Origin of the sequence: Cellulosimicrobium protaetiae (assembly GCF_009708005.2) — a bacterium.
GTDB classification, from domain to species: Bacteria; Actinomycetota; Actinomycetes; order Actinomycetales; family Cellulomonadaceae; genus Cellulosimicrobium; species Cellulosimicrobium protaetiae.
The window spans coordinates 165666-183977 of record NZ_CP052757.1; the positions used below are offsets into that span (position 1 = coordinate 165666).

At 76.2% G+C, this 18312-nt stretch carries 20 protein-coding genes; 5 read left to right on the plus strand and 15 right to left on the minus strand.

Annotation, left to right across the window (positions count from 1 at the left end):
* Positions 1 to 61: 61 nt before the first annotated feature.
* Complete coding sequence (locus FIC82_RS00700; RefSeq protein WP_154797171.1) at positions 62 to 538, plus strand: Lrp/AsnC family transcriptional regulator; 477 nt, start codon at positions 62 to 64, stop codon at positions 536 to 538.
* Between the two features lie 142 nt (positions 539 to 680).
* Here FIC82_RS00700 and FIC82_RS00705 read toward each other — a convergent pair whose 3' ends face one another.
* From FIC82_RS00705 to rpmF, 4 genes are all read right to left on the minus strand, one after another.
* Positions 681 to 4997: an SCO7613 C-terminal domain-containing membrane protein gene (locus FIC82_RS00705; RefSeq protein WP_154797172.1), complete on the minus strand. Its 4317-nt coding sequence runs from the start codon at positions 4995 to 4997 to the stop codon at positions 681 to 683.
* A 134-nt stretch (positions 4998 to 5131) separates the two neighbouring features.
* Entirely contained in the window at positions 5132 to 6037 is a 906-nt protein-coding gene (locus FIC82_RS00710; protein ID WP_154797173.1) for a ketopantoate reductase family protein, read from the minus strand.
* Between the two features lie 69 nt (positions 6038 to 6106).
* Positions 6107 to 7432: a YibE/F family protein gene (locus FIC82_RS00715; RefSeq protein ID WP_253691311.1), complete on the minus strand. Its 1326-nt coding sequence runs from the start codon at positions 7430 to 7432 to the stop codon at positions 6107 to 6109.
* A gap of 106 nt (positions 7433 to 7538) precedes the next feature.
* On the minus strand, positions 7539 to 7709 hold the full coding sequence (gene rpmF, locus FIC82_RS00720; RefSeq protein ID WP_154797174.1) for a 50S ribosomal protein L32: 171 nt from the start codon (positions 7707 to 7709) through the stop codon (positions 7539 to 7541).
* A gap of 172 nt (positions 7710 to 7881) precedes the next feature.
* Here rpmF and FIC82_RS00725 point away from each other — a divergent pair, with 172 nt between their 5' ends.
* Positions 7882 to 8253, plus strand: a complete 372-nt coding sequence (locus FIC82_RS00725; RefSeq protein ID WP_154797175.1) for a hypothetical protein — start codon at positions 7882 to 7884, stop codon at positions 8251 to 8253.
* A 199-nt stretch (positions 8254 to 8452) separates the two neighbouring features.
* Here the strand turns inward: FIC82_RS00725 and FIC82_RS00730 are convergent, their stop codons facing one another.
* The 7 genes from FIC82_RS00730 to rpmB all read right to left on the minus strand — a co-directional run bounded on the left by FIC82_RS00730 (position 8453) and on the right by rpmB (position 11583).
* On the minus strand, positions 8453 to 8734 hold the full coding sequence (locus FIC82_RS00730) for an HU family DNA-binding protein (RefSeq protein WP_154797176.1): 282 nt from the start codon (positions 8732 to 8734) through the stop codon (positions 8453 to 8455).
* A 155-nt stretch (positions 8735 to 8889) separates the two neighbouring features.
* Positions 8890 to 10350 (minus strand): zinc metallochaperone AztD, encoded by a 1461-nt coding sequence (gene aztD / locus FIC82_RS00735; RefSeq protein ID WP_253691312.1) that lies wholly within the window; start codon positions 10348 to 10350, stop codon positions 8890 to 8892.
* A 61-nt stretch (positions 10351 to 10411) separates the two neighbouring features.
* Positions 10412 to 10534, minus strand: a complete 123-nt coding sequence (gene ykgO, locus FIC82_RS00740) for a type B 50S ribosomal protein L36 (protein ID WP_047231790.1) — start codon at positions 10532 to 10534, stop codon at positions 10412 to 10414.
* Positions 10531 to 10827 (minus strand): type B 50S ribosomal protein L31, encoded by a 297-nt coding sequence (locus FIC82_RS00745; RefSeq protein WP_154797177.1) that lies wholly within the window; start codon positions 10825 to 10827, stop codon positions 10531 to 10533. The genes ykgO and FIC82_RS00745 overlap by 4 nt, the downstream gene beginning before the upstream one ends.
* A 47-nt stretch (positions 10828 to 10874) precedes the next feature.
* A complete protein-coding gene (gene rpsN / locus FIC82_RS00750) occupies positions 10875 to 11180 on the minus strand; it encodes a 30S ribosomal protein S14 (RefSeq protein ID WP_154797178.1) in 306 nt (101 codons plus the stop codon).
* Entirely contained in the window at positions 11180 to 11347 is a 168-nt protein-coding gene (gene rpmG / locus FIC82_RS00755; RefSeq protein WP_168731362.1) for a 50S ribosomal protein L33, read from the minus strand. The genes rpsN and rpmG overlap by 1 nt, the downstream gene beginning before the upstream one ends.
* Complete coding sequence (gene rpmB / locus FIC82_RS00760; RefSeq protein WP_154797179.1) at positions 11347 to 11583, minus strand: 50S ribosomal protein L28; 237 nt, start codon at positions 11581 to 11583, stop codon at positions 11347 to 11349. Before rpmB ends, rpmG begins: the two co-directional genes overlap by 1 nt.
* Before the next feature lie 175 nt (positions 11584 to 11758).
* Between rpmB and FIC82_RS00765 the strand changes: the two genes are divergently transcribed.
* Positions 11759 to 13021, plus strand: coding sequence for a GTP-binding protein (locus tag FIC82_RS00765; protein WP_154797180.1), 1263 nt, complete (start codon positions 11759 to 11761; stop codon positions 13019 to 13021).
* Between the two features lie 54 nt (positions 13022 to 13075).
* The gene (locus FIC82_RS00770) at positions 13076 to 13813 is read left to right on the plus strand and encodes a hypothetical protein (protein ID WP_154797181.1); all 738 of its coding nucleotides are present in this window, start codon (positions 13076 to 13078) and stop codon (positions 13811 to 13813) included.
* 4 nt (positions 13814 to 13817) lie between these two features.
* On the opposite strand, the gene FIC82_RS00775 is transcribed toward FIC82_RS00770, so the two are convergent.
* The gene (locus FIC82_RS00775; protein ID WP_154797182.1) at positions 13818 to 14411 is read right to left on the minus strand and encodes a TetR/AcrR family transcriptional regulator; all 594 of its coding nucleotides are present in this window, start codon (positions 14409 to 14411) and stop codon (positions 13818 to 13820) included.
* A gap of 79 nt (positions 14412 to 14490) precedes the next feature.
* Here FIC82_RS00775 and FIC82_RS00780 point away from each other — a divergent pair, with 79 nt between their 5' ends.
* Positions 14491 to 14931 (plus strand): anthrone oxygenase family protein, encoded by a 441-nt coding sequence (locus FIC82_RS00780; protein ID WP_154797183.1) that lies wholly within the window; start codon positions 14491 to 14493, stop codon positions 14929 to 14931.
* A gap of 275 nt (positions 14932 to 15206) precedes the next feature.
* Here FIC82_RS00780 and FIC82_RS00785 read toward each other — a convergent pair whose 3' ends face one another.
* The 3 genes from FIC82_RS00785 to FIC82_RS00795 are packed head-to-tail and all read right to left on the minus strand — an operon-like array spanning position 15207 to position 18302.
* Positions 15207 to 15827, minus strand: coding sequence for a DUF1775 domain-containing protein (locus FIC82_RS00785; protein ID WP_154797184.1), 621 nt, complete (start codon positions 15825 to 15827; stop codon positions 15207 to 15209).
* Complete coding sequence (locus FIC82_RS00790; RefSeq protein WP_154797185.1) at positions 15824 to 17548, minus strand: copper resistance CopC/CopD family protein; 1725 nt, start codon at positions 17546 to 17548, stop codon at positions 15824 to 15826. The genes FIC82_RS00785 and FIC82_RS00790 overlap by 4 nt, the downstream gene beginning before the upstream one ends.
* Before the next feature lie 4 nt (positions 17549 to 17552).
* A complete protein-coding gene (locus FIC82_RS00795) occupies positions 17553 to 18302 on the minus strand; it encodes a YcnI family copper-binding membrane protein (protein WP_154797186.1) in 750 nt (249 codons plus the stop codon).
* Positions 18303 to 18312: the final 10 nt, after the last annotated feature.

Here is an 18312-nt window from a genome sequence, read left to right on the forward strand (position 1 = left end):
CTCCACCGACGTCCGACACGCTGTGCAGTGTGACCGCTGTCACTCGGCTAGGGTGAGCACCATGCACAGCGCCGACGCTGTCGACCTCGACCTCCTGCTCGCCCTCGCCGACGACCCGCGGGCGACGATCGTCGCGCTCGCCGACCGCCTCCGGCTCTCGCGCAACACCGTGGCGGCACGGCTCGCCCGGCTCGAGGCCGAGGGCGCGTTCCTCGACCTCGACCGGCGCATCGACCCGCACGTGCTCGGGCACCCGCTCACGGCGTTCGTCGAGGTCCAGGTGCGGCAGAAGGAGCTCGCCCGGATCGTCGACGACGTGGCGCGCATCCCCGAGGTCGTGCAGGCGTTCGGCCGCAGCGGGACCGCCGACCTGCGCGTCACCGTCGCGTGCCGCGACACCGACCACCTGTTCCGCATCGACGCCGCGATCCTCGCGATCGACGGCGTCGAGCGCACGGAGACCTCGCTGTCGATGGGCGAGCTCATCCCCTACCGACTGCGCCCGCTCATCGAGCAGCAGCGGCGCGGCGAGCGCTGAGCGGAGACGACGACGGTCGCCCGCCGTCGAGGGCGAGCCGACCGGAGCCTATGCCGCGCTGCGGGCGAGGAACGCCTTCCGCCGGGTAGTGAGCGCCGTCCGCGGGCAGGCCGTGAACCAGGGCCGCACCCGGGACCCGCGGTCAGCGGAGGTCGCGCACGTACGCCGCGGCGCCGTCGTACGCGGCGATCCGGCGCTCGTAGTACGTCGCGATGATGAGCAGCAGGCCGCCCGCCGCCGCGAGCGTGAGCATCCACGGCCCGGCGGAGATGCGCGTGCCGAGCTGGGACACGAACACGACGAGGATCTCGACCGGCAGCACCGCGACCCCGAGCAGGAACGGCGCCGCGAGGTGCGTGCGGGTCCCGACGAGCACCGCGGCCAGTGCGAGCGCGATGACCAGGACGGCACGCCACGTGCGTGCGTCGGTGTACGTCGCGAGGACCGACGGCCCGAGGAGCGCGAGGATGCCCGGGGCGAGCGTCCGCCACGACCCGGCCAGACCGACCGGCCATCCGGCGAGGGTCGACGTCGTCCGCACCGGAGCGGTGACCCCACCGGCCGTTCCCGCCGCGGCGCCCTCGGCGTCGGGGTTCCCGGCCCCGGTGCCCCGGGCTGACGTCGTGCCGGCCGCGAGCGCGAGGTACCCCGCCACGAGCAGGCCCGCGCCGAGCGGGAGCGAGAAGACCTCGACGCGCAGCTCGCGCGGCGACCAGGCACCGATGGCGGCGGCGAGCGCGAGGAGCCACGTGAACCAGGCGGGCGGGAGGTCGAGCCGCCCGCGGACCGCCCGGCGCACCCCGAGCACGAGGAGCACCAGGAGCAGCACCTCGACGGCCCACACCGTCGCGATGACGCCCCAGACCGGCCGCACGTTCGCGACGGCCCCGACCACGACGAGCACGGCCGCGGGCGCGACGGCCCAGCGCCGCACGACCGCGGTCGCGCGTCCCGACGCCCCACGGGCGGCGACGAGGCCACCGCCCAGCGCGACCGCGCCCGCGGCGAGCGCCCACGCGAACCCGACGAGGAACACGGCACCACCGCCCGCGGCGTGCGCGACGTGCACGGACTCGACGGTCCCCGCCGTCGCCGCGAGCACGCCCGCCCCGGCGAGCCGCAGGGCCGCGGCACGCCGCCACGCACCGCCGGCCGCGTCCGCCCGCCGCAGCGTCGCGGCCACGACGACGCACCCCGCCCCGGCCGCGACCAGCAGCAGCGCCCGCATGTCGCCCGCCCCCGGCGACGCTCCCAGCGCGAGCACCGACGGCACGACGAGCAGCACGAGCCCGGCGCTCGCGAGCTCCCACCAGCGCCGCGACCGGCGCGCGAGCAGGGCCCCCGTGACGACCGCCGCGAGCGCGGGCGGCGCCGTGTACGCCTCGACGAGCCCCACCTCCGCGGCGGCGAGCGCCGTCCACAGGGCGGCGGTGGTCAGGGCCGCGGCGAGCCACCACTCCGCACGCCGGTCCCGGTCGCGCGCCGCGAGCCCCGCGCCCGCGGCGAGGAGGAGGAGGACCGCGACCGCGACGTCCGGCCCGGCCGCGGGTCGGGCGAACGCGAGCCCGACGGCGATCGCCCCCGTCAGCGCAGCGGCCGCCTCGACCGCGACCCGGCCGGCGCCCAGGCCGATCCTCTCGGTGACCGGGCGAGCACCCGCGAGCGCCGCCGCGACGAGCACCGCGACCACGGGCAGGACGACGGGAGACCCGCTCCCCGGGAGGACGAGCGCACCGGCGCCGACGACGGCCACGGCCGCCGTCGGCAGGACGAGCGCGGCGGCGAGCACGCGCAGCCCCGTGACCGTCCCGGGGCGGCGGGAGCCGACGAGCACGACCTCGAGCGCGAGCATCGCGACGCACGCCGCGACGGACCACGCGCTGCGCTCGTCCACGACGGTGAGGACGCCCAGACCGAACGGCACGGCCGTCACGCCGAGCACGGCCCACCACGAGTCCCGGTCGACGCGCGGGACGAGCGTCACGGTGAGCGCCACGAGCGACGCGACGCCCGACACGACGCACAGGACGGCGACCGTCCCGATGCCGCCCCACGCGAGCGTCACGCCGAGCACGAGCAGCGCGTAGCCGTACGCCGTCCCGACCAGGACGGCGTGCAGACCACGCGGCGCGCAAGCACGGGCCGCCAGGAGGAGCACACCGACGACGACCGCACCGACGGTCGCGGTCGGGCGCGCGACCCACGACCCGGCGACGAGGAGCAGCAGTGCGGCGATCGTGCCCGCGACGGCGGCGGCACGCCAGACCCTCCGCTCGGCCCGTCCCACGGGGAGCACGCCGTGGCGGATCGCGGCGCGCGGGTCGGGCAGGAGCCGGGCGGCAGGGCGCAAGACGTGCACGAGCACGCGTCGGACCGCACGCACGACGGCGCCCGGCGCGGACCCGGCGGCGACGTCCGACGCGGTGCCGCTCGGGACCGGGGCCGAGGCCGGGGCCGGGGACACGGCAGGCACGGCAGGCACGGCGACGGGTCGCGCGGTGGCGACGACCAGCGCCGCGGCGAGGACCGCGAGCAGGGCGAGCGACGTGACGCCCGCGAGGCGCGGGTCGAGCGCCAGCGTGAGCACGAGCGCGAGCAGCAGCCACGGGCCGAACGCTCGCCCGGTCCGCACGACCGGCGCGGCCCCGAGCCGCGACACTGCGGGTGCCCAGCCGCCGGGGGCCGGCGCGGACCGGGCACCGGTCGGGAGCGGCACGGGCCGGGCACCGGTCGGGAGCGGCACGGGTCGCACCCCGGGCGGGAGCGGCGCGGGCACCGGCTGCGGCGTGCGGAGCGCGAGCCTCCCGGCGACCGAGACGACCGCGAGCACGGCAGTAAGACCGAGGAGCGTCCCGCCGAGGATCTCTGCGCCGTCGGAGCCAACGCCCAGCCCGTCGTCCCGCGACGCCGCGGTGAGCACCCCGACGCCCAGCGGTGCGGTGCCGAGCTCCGCGTCCGTGCCGGTGGTCGCCGTCATGAGCACCTCCGCGGCGCGCAGCCCGGCGATCGCGACCGCGGGGACCGCCGCCACGATCGCGACGACGGCCCCGCCGAGGAGGGTGTCGGACCGACCCACAGCCGGCGTCGGTGCCGCCCGCACGGCCTGCACGACGCGCGGCGTCGTGAGCGCCAGGACGACGAACCAGGCGAGCGCGGCGAACGCGGGCGCGAGGCCGACCCACACGACGTCCCCGCCCGTCCCGAGCAGCGCGCCCGCGAGGACGGCCGACGCGCCACCGATCGCGTACCAGCGCCGCTCCGCGGTCGAGACGCGCAGCAGGGCGGCCGCGAGCGCCGCCCCGAGCGCGACGGCCGCGGAGCCCGAGCCGGTCGGCAGCCCGGGCGGGGCGGTGACCGTCAGCCCCACGACCACGGCGAGCGGGACGGCGACCGTGCGCACGACGCCGAGGACCGCCTGCTCGCCGCGGAGCGCGCTGCCGACCCGCGCGCCGGAGCGCGCCGCGACGGGCGCGGCGAGCGCCGTGAGGCACGCCGTCGCGAGGAGCGCGACCGCCCAGCCCCAGGGCGCCCCCGCGGCGGGTGCCGCGACGAGCGGCACGAGGGGCCCGAGCACGACGGCGCTCGTCACCCAGGCGCGCACGCGCGCGCGGTCGCCGACCAGGCCGAGTCCGACCACGACCGCGGCGAGCAGCGACGCGCGCGCCACCGCGGTCCCGACGGGGTCGAGCGCCCCGGCGCGCGCCCACGCGCTCAGCGCGAGCTCGACGTCCACGACCGCGAGCACGACGGCGAGCGCCGCGACCGCCTCGGCGGACGAGCGCAGTCCCCGCGACCGCAGGAGCACCGCCGCCCCGACGGTGAGCACCGTGACGACCCCGGTCACGAGGGCGCGCAGGGCGAGGTCGTCGGCGAAGGTGAAGAAGACGAAGACGACCGTCGCGACGGCCAGGAGCCCGGCCCCCGCCCCGGCGAGGACCGGCTGGAGACCCACCGAGCGAGCCGGTGCCGCGCCGGGCACGACGGCACCGGCGGGCGACCCCGCGGACCCCGGCGGGACCGGCCCGACCGTGGCGGGACGGACCGGGACCGGACCGCGAACGGGACCGCGAACGGGACCGGGCGGCTGCGCGACCGGCGACGTGCGCGGTCCGGCCTGACCGCGGCCGGTCGCGTCGAGCGGGCGCATCGCGCGCGGCGGTCCCGACGGGACCGCGCGGACGCCGGGCGGCGCATCGCCGGGCGGTGTCGCGACGACCGCGCGGGCCGCCCACGCGGCGGCCTCGGGCTGGCTCGCGCGCAGGGCGTCGAGCGCGACCTGGCGCCGCGAGAGCGCGTCGGCGGCCTCGGTCGACGCGGCGGCGACCTCGAACGCGAGGGGGCCGGTGAGGTCGAGCAGGCACCGGTCGCAGCGGGAGGACCGCAGCGTCGCGGCGCACGCGGGGCAGGAACGCGTCTCGGGCAGCCGCGCCAGCGCGACGTCGACCCACGGCTCTCTCATGACGGACATCCTGGCGAACCTGTGAGGCCCCTGGGGACGCGTCCACAGGGGGTCACGTGGCGGTCCGGTGAAGGCTCCCGGCGGGCGCGTCCCCGGGTCGCGCGACCGGCGGCCGCACGTCCCGGGTGCGCCCCTCAGCCGCCGAGGCCGGCGACGAGCGCGCGCGTGAGGGGCGCGTCCACGCCTGCCCGGTCGGCGGCGCGGACGATCGCGCCGCCGATCGCGTCGACCTCGAGCGGGCGACCGGCCTCGGCGTCGCGCAGCATCGAGGACTTGGCCTCGGGGGCGAAGCGGTCGTAGAACGTGAGCGTGCGGTCCGGGTCGGACGGCGCGCCGCTCGCCGCGGCGACGGAAGCGACCTCGCGCACGAGCGCCTCGAGCTCGGCGCGGTGGACGGTGCGGACCTCGCCGATCGGGGCGCGGTACGTCGTGGTGAGGAGCGCGAACGGGGCGAGGAAGCCCAGCTTGGCCCACATCAGCGCCGTCTCGTCCGCGTGGACCGTGGTCGAGATCCCCGCCCCCTCCAGGAGCGCGCGCACGGCCTCCACGCGCTCCGGCGCGACGCCGCCGGGCGCGAGGTCGACGTCGACGAACGCGCTCGTGTGCTCGATCTCGCCCGGTGCGACGCGCGTCGACTCGACGCGGATCGTCGCGGGGAGCACGCGCTCGGCCCCGTACCGCGCGCGCAGCACGTCGAGGTGGTCGAGCCCGTTGAGGAACGGCACGACGACGCCGTCGCCGAGCACCTCGGGCGGGACGCGGTCGAGCGCGGCGTCGAGCGCGGTCTGCTTGACCGCCACGAGGACGACGTCGACCGCCCCGTCGAGCCGCGTCGCAGCCCGCGCGGGGACGTGGAGCTCGCCCACCTGGCGGCTGCGGACGTGCACCCCGTGCTCGGTCAGCGCCGCCGCCGTCGCGTCCCCCGCGAGGAACGTCACGTCGACGCCGGACCGCGCGAGCAGCGCGCCGACCAGCCCGCCGACCCCGCCCGGCCCGAGCACCGCTGCGCGCTGACCGGCCTGCCCGCTCGTCGTCCCCATCGTCGTCGTCCTCTCGTCGCCCTGTCGCACGCCCCGGTCGCCGCGTCGTCGCCGGGTCGCCCGCCGTCGTCAGACCGCGGGGGCCTCGACCCTACCCACGGGGACGGACCGCACGGCCGCCGTGCCCGGCACGGTGAGCGCCGCGATCCCGGTCGTGATGGGGATCGCGAGGACGAGGCCGATCGACCCGACGAGCGTGCGCACGACCTCCTCGGCGATCTCCCCCGAGGTGAGGCTCGTCGCGAGGCTCTGGTCCGAGAGGTAGACCGCCATGAGCAGGGGCAGCGCCGCGCCGACGTACGCGAACGCGATCGTGTAGACGGTCGAGGCGATGTGGTCGCGCCCGATCCGCATCGCCCGCGTGAACAGCTCGCGCCGCGTCGCGAGGGGTGCCACGGCCCGCAGCTCCCACACCGCCGACGCCTGGGTGATGGTCACGTCGTTGAGCACGCCCATGCCGGCGAGCACGATGCCGCACAGGACGACGCCCTGGATGTCGAGCGCGGGCGCGTACTGCGGGATCCACAGGGACTCCTCCGACGTGAGCCCCGTGATGTTCGCCGCCCCCGACCCCCACCACCCCAGGAGGGCCGTGAGGGCGAGCCCGGCGAGCGTGCCGAGCAGCGCCGTCGACGTGCGCGCGGTGAAACCGTGCGCGACGTACAGCACGACGAACATGACGAGCGACGACGTCACGAGCGCGACGCCCAGCGCGTCCTGCCCGGTGAGCAGCGCGGGCAGCGTGAACCAGGTGATGACGACGAACGCGCCCGCGAGACCCGCGAGCGCCGCGAGGCCGCGCCAGCGCGCGACGGCGAGCACGACCACGGCGTACGCGATCGCGAGGAGGCCGATGGGCAGCCCGCGCTCGAAGTCCATGAACACGTACGGGCTCGCACCGGCCCCCGCGGCCTCGGCGATGTAGAGGACGCGGAGCCGGTCGCCCTCGTCGAACCCGTAGGCGAGGTACTCGGGCGGCGCGTTGACGGTGATCGCGTCCCCGCCGACGTCCTCGCCGCCCGCGCGCGACCCGGCGTCGAGGCGGGCCGGCACCTCGCTCGTCGCCTCGTCGACCGGGCCCGTGACCGTGGCCCGCAGGACGGAGCTCCCCTCCGCCGCGACGGGGATGCGGTCGGGCACGTCCGCGGACGCGGGCCACAGCGCGGCCAGGCCCGCGAGCGTCACGAGGAGCGCCGGGACGAGGAACGCCGCGAGCGTGAGACGCACGCGCCGCGTCGCCGGGGCCGCGGGTCCGTGGGCGTGGGTGTGGGCGTGGGCACCCGCGGACGGCGACCCGTTCCGCTCGCTCTCGCGGCGCTCCCGGCGCCCGGGGGCCGGGTCGGGGGCCGGCGCGGAAGTGACGGCGGACGACGGGTCGGGGGTGGGCTCGCTCACCCGAGGATGCTGTCACGGCGTGCCGACGGCGCGGGGCGGCACGCGCCGTCGGGCACCGGTCGCGACCCCGGCGGGTGCGCCGCGGGCCCGACGCCGCGCGCCCGGCTCACTCGGGGAGCGTCACGTAGCCGCGGCGCACGCCCGCGACGAGCCGTCGCGGGAGGGTGACCTCGCGGCCGTCGACGACGACGGTGACGAGCTCGGGGACCTGCGCCTTCCACTGCGAGCGGCGGGCACGGGTGTTCGATCGGGAGAGCTTGCGCTTGGGCACGGCCATGAGAGGTCCTTCCGGTGGGTGGAGGCCCAGCCTAGCGCTCATTGAGAACGCTTCTCAAGACAGTCGGAGGAGGCGACGCCGGACGGCGGTAGCATCCCGGGGGCCGCCCGCCCGTCCGCGGCGACGCTGCCGCACCGCCACCACGACGCAACGAGACGCACGAGGAGCCGCCATGGCCACGGTCGACTACTTCCTGTCCGGCGACCCTGAGGTCGCCAAGCAGCACCTGCACGCCGCGCTCCAGGAGCAGGGCTTCGCCGTCACCACCCGCCCGACCGGCCAGTGGGCCGCCGAGCGCGGGAGCAAGCAGAAGACGTTCTGGCTCGGCGCGTTCGCGGGCAAGGCGCAGCACCTCGTCTTCACCGTCGACTTCATGCTCCACGGCGACCAGCTCGTCGCGCGCATCGACCGCCCGACCGGGCACGGCGCCATGGCCGGCGCGATCGGCGTCGCGCGCTCCAACAAGGCATTCTCCGAGGTCGACCAGGCGATCGGCTCGCGCCTGACGAACCACGGCGTCCTCGCGAACGTCGTCCACGCCTGACCTCCCCCCACCCCCTCGCGCCGAACACGCCTCCACCCCGCGTCGAGCACGACGTGAGGGTCGCTGTCGGGCGCAGAACGACCCTCATGTCGTGTCGGCGCAGCGCCGGGGGACGGGGACGACGAAGGCCCGGAGCCCCTCGCGGGGTTCCGGGCCTTCGTGCTGCTGACCGGACCGACAGCGGCCGGTCAGCGAGACGTCACTTGGCGACGGCCTTCTTGAGCAGGCTGCCGGCGCTGATCTTCACGCCGAAGCCGGCCGGGATCGAGATCTCCTCGCCCGTGCGGGGGTTGCGGCCCGTGCGGGCGGCACGCTCGACGCGCTCGACGGACAGGAGACCCGTGACCTTGACGGCCTCGCCCTTGCCCAGCGACTCGATGAGCACCTCCTGGAAGGCGTTGAGAGCCTTCTCGGCGTCCGCCTTCGACAGGTCGGCCTTGCCGGCGATGGCCGAGACGAGCTCGGACTTGTTGAGCGACATGCGAATCCCTTCTTCGGTTCACGACGCGCGGTGGTCACCACCCGTCGTCACGGTCTCAGTGTGCCAGCCGCGAGGCCGTGCACCGGGGACAACACTAGGGAACACGCGGAGTTTCGCGCGACTTCTCGCGGCCTCCGGGCGTCGCGTGTCTGCGCTCAGCCCTCGTCGTGCTCGTGGTCGTGGCCCTCGTGGCCGTCCTCGGCGGGCTCGTCGTGACCGTGCTCGCCCTCCTCGTGGGCGTGCTCGTGGTCCTCGTGCGCGTCCGCCGCGACCGGCTTCCCGGTGACCCCGTTGAGCTCGTTCGGCACGACGTCGAGTTCGGCGCTCTTCCACACCTCGCCGCCGACGTAGTCGACCGCGTGGATGGCGCGGCCGGCCGGGTCGGTGACGTACGCGATGCCGTCCTGGACGAGCAGCGCGGGGCGCGGATCCTGCCACTCCTCGGGCTCCTCCCACGCGTCGACGACCGGGATGGACCGCACGACCGTGCCCGTCTCCGGGTCGATGACGTGCAGCGACCCGTCCGTGCCGAGCACGAGCGCCTCGCCCGCGTCGCCGCGGCCGAGCGAGCGGAACGTGTAGCTCGCGGGCAGGTCGACGAGGCGCAGGCTGGCGTCGCGCGTGTCGATGAGCGAGACGCGCGTCGGCCGCTCGAGGTCCGCGTCGGGGTCGGACTTGTAGTCGCCCAGGACGAAGGGCGACTCCTCGCTGCCCGCCTGGTTGCCGATGCGCCCGTAGGCGTCCGGGGCCGCGACCTTGGTGATCGCACCGCCCGCGACGACGACTGCGCCGTCCTCGCAGCCGATGACGACGGCCTCGCCCGCGGCGACGGCCTCGCCGTGCACGCCGGGGCACTGGTCGGTCGCCGCGACCTCCTCGCCCGCGGCGTCGAGCAGGCGGACTCCTGTGCGCGCGTCCTCGGTGCCCTCCGAGACGACGAGCAAGCCGTCGGACAGCTCGACCGCGACGCCGTGGTGCGCCTCGGGGGTCGTCAGGGTGCGCGCGTCGTCGACGCCGTGCGGGTCGGCGACCGCGGCCGAGTCGAGCACGGTGATCTCACCCGTGCCGTCGTCGAAGAGGGCCGTGCGCCCCTCGTGCACGACGACGTGGCCCGGCTTCTCGGCCGCGTACGTCACGTCCGTGAGGACGGGGTCCGCCGTGTAGTAGTGGGAGTGGTCGCCGTGCGGCTCGGCCCACGTGCCGACGTCGAGCACCTGGAACCCGCCGGACGTGGAGACCAGCAGGTGGCGGCCGTCGCCCGCGGGGTTGAGGCGGTTGAAGCCGGCGAGCTCGAGGTCGTCGACGACCTCGAGCGTCGTCGCGTCGAGGACCTGGACGCCACCGTCGTACGTGATCGCGAGGCGCGGCGTGAGCGCGGCCGCCTCGCTGACGTCGGACGTGGCCGACGGCGCGGGCTCCGCGGGGTCCGCCTGCTCGCCCTCGGAGCCCGCCCCCTGCGCGCACGCCGCGACGAGCGTGAGCGGGAGGGCGAGTCCGAGCGCGAGGGCGAGCGGGCGCCGTCGGGCCCGCGCCCCGGGAGGAGCGTCACCGGAGGGGGGACTCGCCCCGGCGGGATCGGCGTGGGCGTCGGTCGGGTCGGGTGCGGTGTGGTGCATGCGTGGTCGGCCGCCCGGGGCCCGGACGGCCGCTCCTCTCCGGTGGTGGTGGGTGCGCCGGTCAGCCCTGACGGGCCTTCCAGCGCGGGTTGGCCTTGTTGATGACGAAGGTCTTGCCGTGGCGGCGTACGACCTTCGCCCCGGGCTTGTCCTTGAGCGACCGCAGCGAGGCGCGGACCTTCATCGCGCACCCCCGCCCTGCGCGCCGCCCGCGCCGTAGCGGCGGCGGAACTTCTCGACGCGGCCGGCGGTGTCCACGACGCGCTGCGTGCCCGTGTAGAACGGGTGGCTCGCGCTCGAGATCTCGACGTCGACGACCGGGTAGGTGTTCCCGTCCGTCCAGGTCACGGTCTCGCGCGGGACGCCCGGGCCCTGCGGGTGGTCGCCCGCGAGGGTCGAGCGGGTCAGGAACGCGAAGTCCGCGGACTTGTCGCGGTAGACGACGGGCCCGTACACGGGGTGGATGTCCTTCTTCATGGTGGTCTCTCCTTGCTGAGCCGGTGACAGGCCGGGGACGGCCGTGGTCACCAGCTCGACTTCGTGACTCCGGGCAGCTCGCCGCGGTGCGCCTGCGAGCGCAGGCGGACGCGGGAGAGCCCGAACTTCCTCAGGTAGCCGCGCGGGCGGCCGTCGACGACGTCGCGGTTGCGGACGCGCGTGGCGCTCGCGTCGCGGGGCTGGCGCTGGAGCTCGCGCACCGCGGCCGCCGTCTCCTCGGGCGAGGAGGTCGGAGACGCGACGACGCGCTTCAGCTCCGCGCGGCGCTCGGCGTAGCGAGCGACGACGACGGCGCGCTGCTCGTTGCGGGCGATCTTGGACGTCTTCGCCATCAGCGCTCCTCGCGGAAGTCGACGTGGCGGCGCACGACGGGGTCGAACTTGCGCAGGACGAGGCGGTCCGGGTCGTTGCGCCGGTTCTTGCGGGTCACGTACATGAACCCGGTGCCGGCGGTCGAGCGCAGCTTGATGACGGGACGGAGGTCGGTACGGCTGGCCACTAGAGCTTCTCCCCTCGGGCGAGGATCTCCGCCACGACGACGTCGATCCCCTTGCGGTCGATGGTCTTGATGCCCCGGGCGCTGACGCGCAGGGTCACGTGGCGACCCAGCGACGGCACCCAGTAGCGCTTCTTCTGGATGTTCGGGTCGAAGCGGCGCTTGGTCCGCACGTGGGAGTGCGAGATCGAGTGCCCGAACCCGGGGGTGGTGCCGAGCACCTGACAGACGGCGGACATGGGCGGTTCCTCTCAGGGCCTGACTGAGCGACGGAGGCCGACTCTAGATAGTGAGAATCATTCCCGTCAAGACGCTATGCTGACCCGCTGTCGAGAACAGTTCTCAGGAGCAGGTTGTTCCCGAGCCGGTCACGAGGCCGCGCGGGACGCCCCAGACCACGGATCGGAGCGCTTCATGCCCTTCTCGTCGCCCCTCTCACCGGACCCCTCGCAGGATCCGTCGGCCGACCCGACGCCCGGCGACGACCACGACCTCGCCGCCGAGGGGACCAGACCTGCCGGCACCGGCGACGCCCGTGTCGCCCTGAGCGTCCTCGCGACGATCGACCCTGTGCTGCGCGACAGCGCGGTGTTCGGGCTCGTCGTCGGGACGCCGCGCGTCGTCGCGCTCCGGCACGACATCCACGCCGCGGACGGCGCGCTGCGGCGCGTCGTCGTCGACGCGACCGGAGTGATCGAGGACGAGACCGTCCCGCTCGAGCACGCGTGCCTGTCCTGCGCCGTCCGGGAGGACGCCGTCCCGACGCTGCGCCGGCTCGCCGAGGACGACCGGTGGGACCACGTCGTCCTCGCGCTGCCCGTCGCCGCCGAGTCGCTGCCGGTCGTCCGCGCGCTCGCCGCGCAGTCCACGCCCGGCAACGAGCTCCAACGGCTGCGCCTCGCGACCGCCGTCTGCGTCGTGGACCTCGACACTCTCGAGCACGACCTGCTCGACGACGACGGCGTCGACGGGCGCGGCGTCGGGCTCACCGAGGACGACCAGCGCGCGGTCGGCGAGGTGCTCGCCGCCCAGCTGGAGCACGCCGACCTCGTCGTCACGACCGGCGAGCCGTCGGACGCGCCGACCGGCTCCACGCTCGTCGACCGCGTCCGCGGCACCGACTCGCTGCGCCTCGACGGCCTCCACGCGCTCACCGCCGGGCACCTCGCCCGCCGCACCCACGACCCGGTGGCCGGCGAGCGCCGCGCTCACCCGCTCGGGGTGCGCGGTCCGCTCCGCCACCGCCTGCGCGTGCCGGGAGACCGCAGCTGGACGATCGAGCTGCGCTCGTCGCGGCCCTTCGACCCCGAGCGCCTGCTGCGTCGCATCGAGGACCTCGGCACCGGCCGCGTCCGGGCCCGCGGCGTGTTCCACGTCGCGAACCGCCCCGACTCGCTGTGCGCGTGGGACGGCGCGGGCGGCCAGCTCTGCATCGGCACGCTCGGCACGTGGCAGGACGCGACCGACGACATAGGTCTCCCGGTCGAGCCGCGCACGCGCATCGTCGTCGTCGGGGCGACGGACACGGACGGCGACGACGACGAGCGCGGCCGGATCCTCGCCGCGTTCCGCGACGTGCTCGCGACGCCGGACGAGCTCGCCGACGGCGGGCTGCGCTGGCTCGGCCGCACCGACGTCCTCGCGCCCTGGCTCGGGGCGCGCAGCGACGCGGTGTGACCGGCCCCAGCCGGCCGCTCCGAGGTCGTGGAGCCGACTCAGTACGGTGGCCTCGTGGGGGACGACGAGGTGGTCGGGTCGAAGATCGCGCTGATCGAGGCACAGCTGCGCGCTCTGCGCACGATCGCGCTCGCGCAGTCGCGGTGGCGCGAGGTCGCCGCAGCGGTCGCCGCGGGCACGCCGCTGCCGTTGGACGGCCTGACGCCGGAGCAGGAGGAGACGGTCCGCAACCTCCAGCTCCGGCGCCTCTCGCCGCAGGACCGCGAACGGGTCCGCGCCGAGATCGACGCGCTGGAGGCCGCGCTGAGGCGGCTGACGTCGGACGACGACGCTCCGGAACCCGACCGCCCCAGGCCGGACGGAGGCCCGGAACGCGCTCACGAGGACGCGCCCCCGGACGCGAGGTGGTTCGCCGTCGCGCCCCTGTCAGGGACCGTCTTCCGCCCGGGACGCGCGTCCGCGACAGGACTGCCGCGGCCACGGCTCCGCCGTGAGGAGCACGCGCTCCGCCTGATGAACGACTACGCGGCGGACTGGCCGCTGTGGCCCGCGACCTCCGCGACCGCGGAGGAGCTGGAACCGCTCCTCGGATCACCGCTGACCGCTCGGCTCCGCCGATGGGCCCGGACGTTCAACGACCACTACAGCCACGTCGACGGTTGGGACGACCCTGCGGTCGCCGCGGGGCACCGCGCCGAGGCCGATCGTCTGCTCGCCGCGCTCCGGGAGGCCCTCCCGCCGCCGTGGACGGTCAGCCTCGACTACTGGGAGACGACGGGCGACGGCCGCTGAGGCGTCACCCGACGACGCGGCGGACGAGCTCGTCGACGCGGCGCTCGTGGTTCTCGGCGGAGAACCTGCCCGCGCGCTGTAGCGTCGCGACCCCGTGCATCGCACCCCACACGACCTCGGCTGCCGTCCCGACGTCCGACGGCGGCCGGTCGAGCGCGAGGAGCGTGCCGACGATGGCCTCGTACCCCTCGCGCATCGCGCGCGGGGTCTCGTCCGAGGCGAAGGCCGCCCCGATCGGCAGGTGGAACATCGCCTCGTACGTCGCCGGGTGGCGCGCGGCGAAGTCGAGGTAGGCCACGACCAGAGCGCGGACCCGGTCCTCGCCGCGCACCTCCGCGCCGGGTGCCGGGCTGGCCGCGGACAGCGCGGCGGCGAGCTCCTCGAAGCCGAGCAGCGCCACCGCGGTGACGATCTGGGACCTGCCCTCCGGGAAGTGCCCGTAGAGGACGGGCTGGCTGTACCCGATCGCGTCCGCGAGCCGGCGCGTGGTGACGGCCTCCCACCCCTGCTCCTCGGCGAGCACACGCGCCGCCGCGACGATCTGCGCCTCCCGCTCCGCGAGGAGCCGTGCCTTGCGCGCTGCTGCCGGTGTGCTCATGCCACGAGTCTAGCGCCGCTAGATTGTCTGTGCTAGTTTTCCTAGCGTTGCTAGATTCCCTGGACCGAAGGAGCCGGACATGCAGTGGTTGCCGATCGTCGCAGTGGTCGTCCTGGGCGTGATGGTGGGGGTCGAGGTGTCGGTCGCGTTCGTCGTGAACCCGATCGTCGACCGCCTGCCAGGGAACGCCGGACTGCTCGCCCGGGCCGACGGCGGGCGGATGCTCGGGCGGGCGATGCCGTTCTGGTACTTCGGGTCGCTCGCGCTCACCGCCGCGTCCGCCCTCGTGCTGTCCGCCGGCGCGTGGGCGGCCTGGACCGCGGCCGCCCTCCTGGCGCTGAGCGTCGTCCTGTCGGTCGCCGTGCTCGTGCCCATCAACAACCGCGGCAAGACGTGGACCCCCGAGACCGCACCCGCCGACTGGCGCGAGCAGGCCCACCGCTGGGACCGGTACCACCTCGTCCGCATCACCCTGCTCGTCGCGGCGTTCGCGCTGCTGGCCGTCGCGGTCGCGGCCTGACACCGAACGGGCCCGGACGCGGAAGAACCGGTGGCGATCCGCCGCGAGAGCTCCCCCCAGCGAAGCTCTCGTCGCGGACCGCCACCGGTCCAGGTGTCGCCGCGTGACCCGTCGCGACGACGTCCCCCACCAGTGCGAGAGGCGGTGGGCGCATGTTCGGGACGTTCACGAACAGTGATCTGGATCACAGTACGCCGGACGTCGCCCCGACGCCCGGCGGCCCGGTCGACCAGCGGGGCGGCCGGTCGGTCGTCACCGGACCGTCGGGGTCGTCCTCACGTCGTCCGCGCTCGCCGTCGGGCCGCCCACCCGCCCGCGACGCCGACGACGACGGCCCCCACCACGACGGCCGCGACGAGGGGCGCCGTCGGCGTCGGGGACGCTGCCGCGGCGACGGGCGCCGGGGCGAGCGACGCCGACGTCGCGACGAACGTCGGCGCGGGGCGCGCGCCGGACGGGTCGGTGTCCGTCCACGCGTACGACGCGCCCGACGGGCACTCCTGCACCGCTGGGAAGACGAACGCCTGCCCCACCTCCCCCGTGACCCGGACGTCGAGCGTGAACGCCGCGCGCTCGCCGTCGGGCACGGGCTCGCCGGACCACTCCACAGAGTCGGTGCCGACCTCGGACTCCCACCCGTCGGGCTGGCCCGCCGCGAGCGCCTCGACGCCCTCGGGGAGGGTGACGCGCAGGGCGTCGGTGGGCTCGCCGTCGCACCCGTGGTCGAACGTGAAGGTGAGCGTCGACGTGCCGTCGCCGTGCGGCTCCACGGTCTCGATGAGCACGTGCGCGGCCGCGGGGCCGGCGGTCAGCGCGGCGAGCGCTCCGGCCGCGACCGCGGCGAGGACGACGCGCGTGCCGCGCCGACCGGGGCGCGACCGCCGGGGACCGGTCATGAGGACACCTCCACGGGGATCTCGACGATCGGGTTCTCGTACTTGGACGTCCGGACGCTCACGTGCAGGGTCCAGTCGCCCGCCATCGGCAGGTCGAGCGTCGCCTCGTACGCGCCCGTCCCGGTCTGCGTGAGGGGCCGGGTGAACGGCCCGAGCGCGGGGTCGGCGAGCGTCGTGGACAGCTCGGGCACGGCGACGGGCTCCAGGGGCTGCCCGTCGGCGTCGAGCAGCTCGATCTCGAGCGCGTTGACGCCGACCCGGCCGGGGGTGACCCGAGCGCGGAGCGTCCCGTCGCCGAGCTCCTCGACCACCTCGACCGCCGGGGTCGCGGCCTCCTCGGCGGACGGGTCCGTCGCCGCGACCGGGCTGCGCGAGACGAGCACGCCCGTCACCGCGAGCACGAGCACGAGCAGCGCGGCCTCGGCGGCGACCGTCCGGCCGAGCCGACGGCGCGCGACCGCCCCGGTCGTGCCGCCCGACCCGGCGCTCCCGCCACCGGGGGGACCGTCCCCCACGACGGCCGGGACGAGCCGGTAGCGGTTCCAGGCCGCGATGCCGACGAGGCACAGTGCGACGCCGACCTTGACGAGCAGGGTCTGGCCGTAGGTCGTCGACACGAGCGCGTCGAGCGTCCCGAGGATGCGCCAGCCGAGCACGGTCCCGGTGACGGCGAGCGCGAGGACGACCCACGCGCCGAGCGCCGAGAACCGCGCGACGGTGACCGCGGCACGCCGGGCGTCCACGTGCGCGGACGGCGCGAGCAGGAGCGCGAGCCCGACGACGCCGCCGAGCCACACCGCCCCGGCCGCGACGTGCAGGGCGTCCGCCGTGACGACGAGCCACGGCGGGCCGAACGTGCGCGTGTGCCCGACGAGCACGAGCGACCCCAGCGCGAGCGCGGCGGCGCCGAGGACGACCCCGGCGGGCCACGCCGCCCGGGTCTCGCGCGCCGCGCGGGGCGCGAGCAGGGTCGCGACGACCAGCCCGGCGAGCCCCAGCGCGCCAGCGCGCGTGGAGTCGGTCGCGAGGCCCGCCGCCCAGGTCGCCGGGTCGACGAGCGCCCCCAGCCCGCCGCCCGCCTGCCAGGCCGGGGTGAGCGGGACCGCGAGCACGATCCCCGCTGCCGCGACGACGAGTGAGCCGCGCCGCACGCGCTGCAGCCGGCGCCGCAGCACCGGCGCGGCACCGGGCGAGACGTGCAGCACGAGGAGCTCGAACCCGACGAGCCCCGCCACGAGGAACGTGCCCGCGTAGACCGCGGCCTGGTCGAGCGCGCGGACGGCGACGAGCGCCGCCGTCGGCTCGGCCACCCGGGCCTCGACCGACGTCGCGCTCGGCGCGCCCACGGAGAACGTGAACGCGCCCGCGACGGGGTGCGTGTCGAGGGAGACGACGCGCCAGCTCACGACGTACGTGCCGTCGTCGAGCGTCGTGGCCGGGGTGACGACGAGCGCGTCGTCGACCGCGGCGACGTCCACGTCGACGGGCGAGCCGTCGGCCGCGAGGACCGTGGTCCCGCCGGTCACGGCCTGGACGGGCTCGTTGAAGGTGATGGTCAGCGCGTCGGGCGGGGCGTCGAGGACGGTGCCGTCCCGCGGGTCGGTGCCCACGAGGACGGCGTGGGCCGCGGCCGGGCCGCTCGCGAGGATCGCGAGCAGGACCGCGGCCGCGGCACCGACGACGACGGCCACCACCCGGCGCAGGGCCGAGGGGCGGCTCACGGTGTCAGTCCCCGGCGCGGCGCGTGCGCAGGAAGGCGAGCAGGCCGAGCACCAGCCCGGCCGCACCGAGCCCGAGCGCGACCCAGGTCGCGACGGGAGTCGCCGCCTCGGCCGACGTCGCGGCGGGCGCACCGTCCGCGCTCGCGGCCTGAGCGTCGGTCCCGCCGTCCGCCGCCTCGTCCTCGGGCGCGGTCTCGGCCGACGTCCCGTGGCCGTCGCCCTCCGCCGCGGTGAGCTCGAACATCGGCGCCGGCAGCTCGAGCGCGTCGGCGTCCTCGCCCTCGGCGGGGACCTGCACCCAGGCACTCTCACCCTCCTCGCACGCCTGGACGGTCGGGAAGACGAGCGTCTCGCCCTCCGCCTCCGGCAGCTTGAGGGAGAGCACGAACGCATCCCGGTACCCGTCGGGCAGCGGGGTCTTCGCCGTGTAGACGACCTCGGCGACGCGCTCGGTGTACTCGCCGCCGTGGCCGTCGTCGACGGGCTCGGCGAGGTCCTCCATGACCTTCTCGACGTCCCAGCCGGGGTTCACGCTCGGGGTGACCGCGACGATCTGCTCGGGCATCTGGATGGAGACCTTCGTGGTGGACGACTCTCCGCAGCCGTGCGGGACGCCGAAGGTGAGGAGCGCGTAGGCGCCCGCCTCGGTCGTGTCGGGCTTCACGGTGACGTGCGCCGAGGCGGCGCCCGCGCCGACGACGACGAGCCCGGTGGCGAGGGCGGTGGCGCCGAGGGCGCGCAGGGTCTTTCGCATGGTGGTGCCT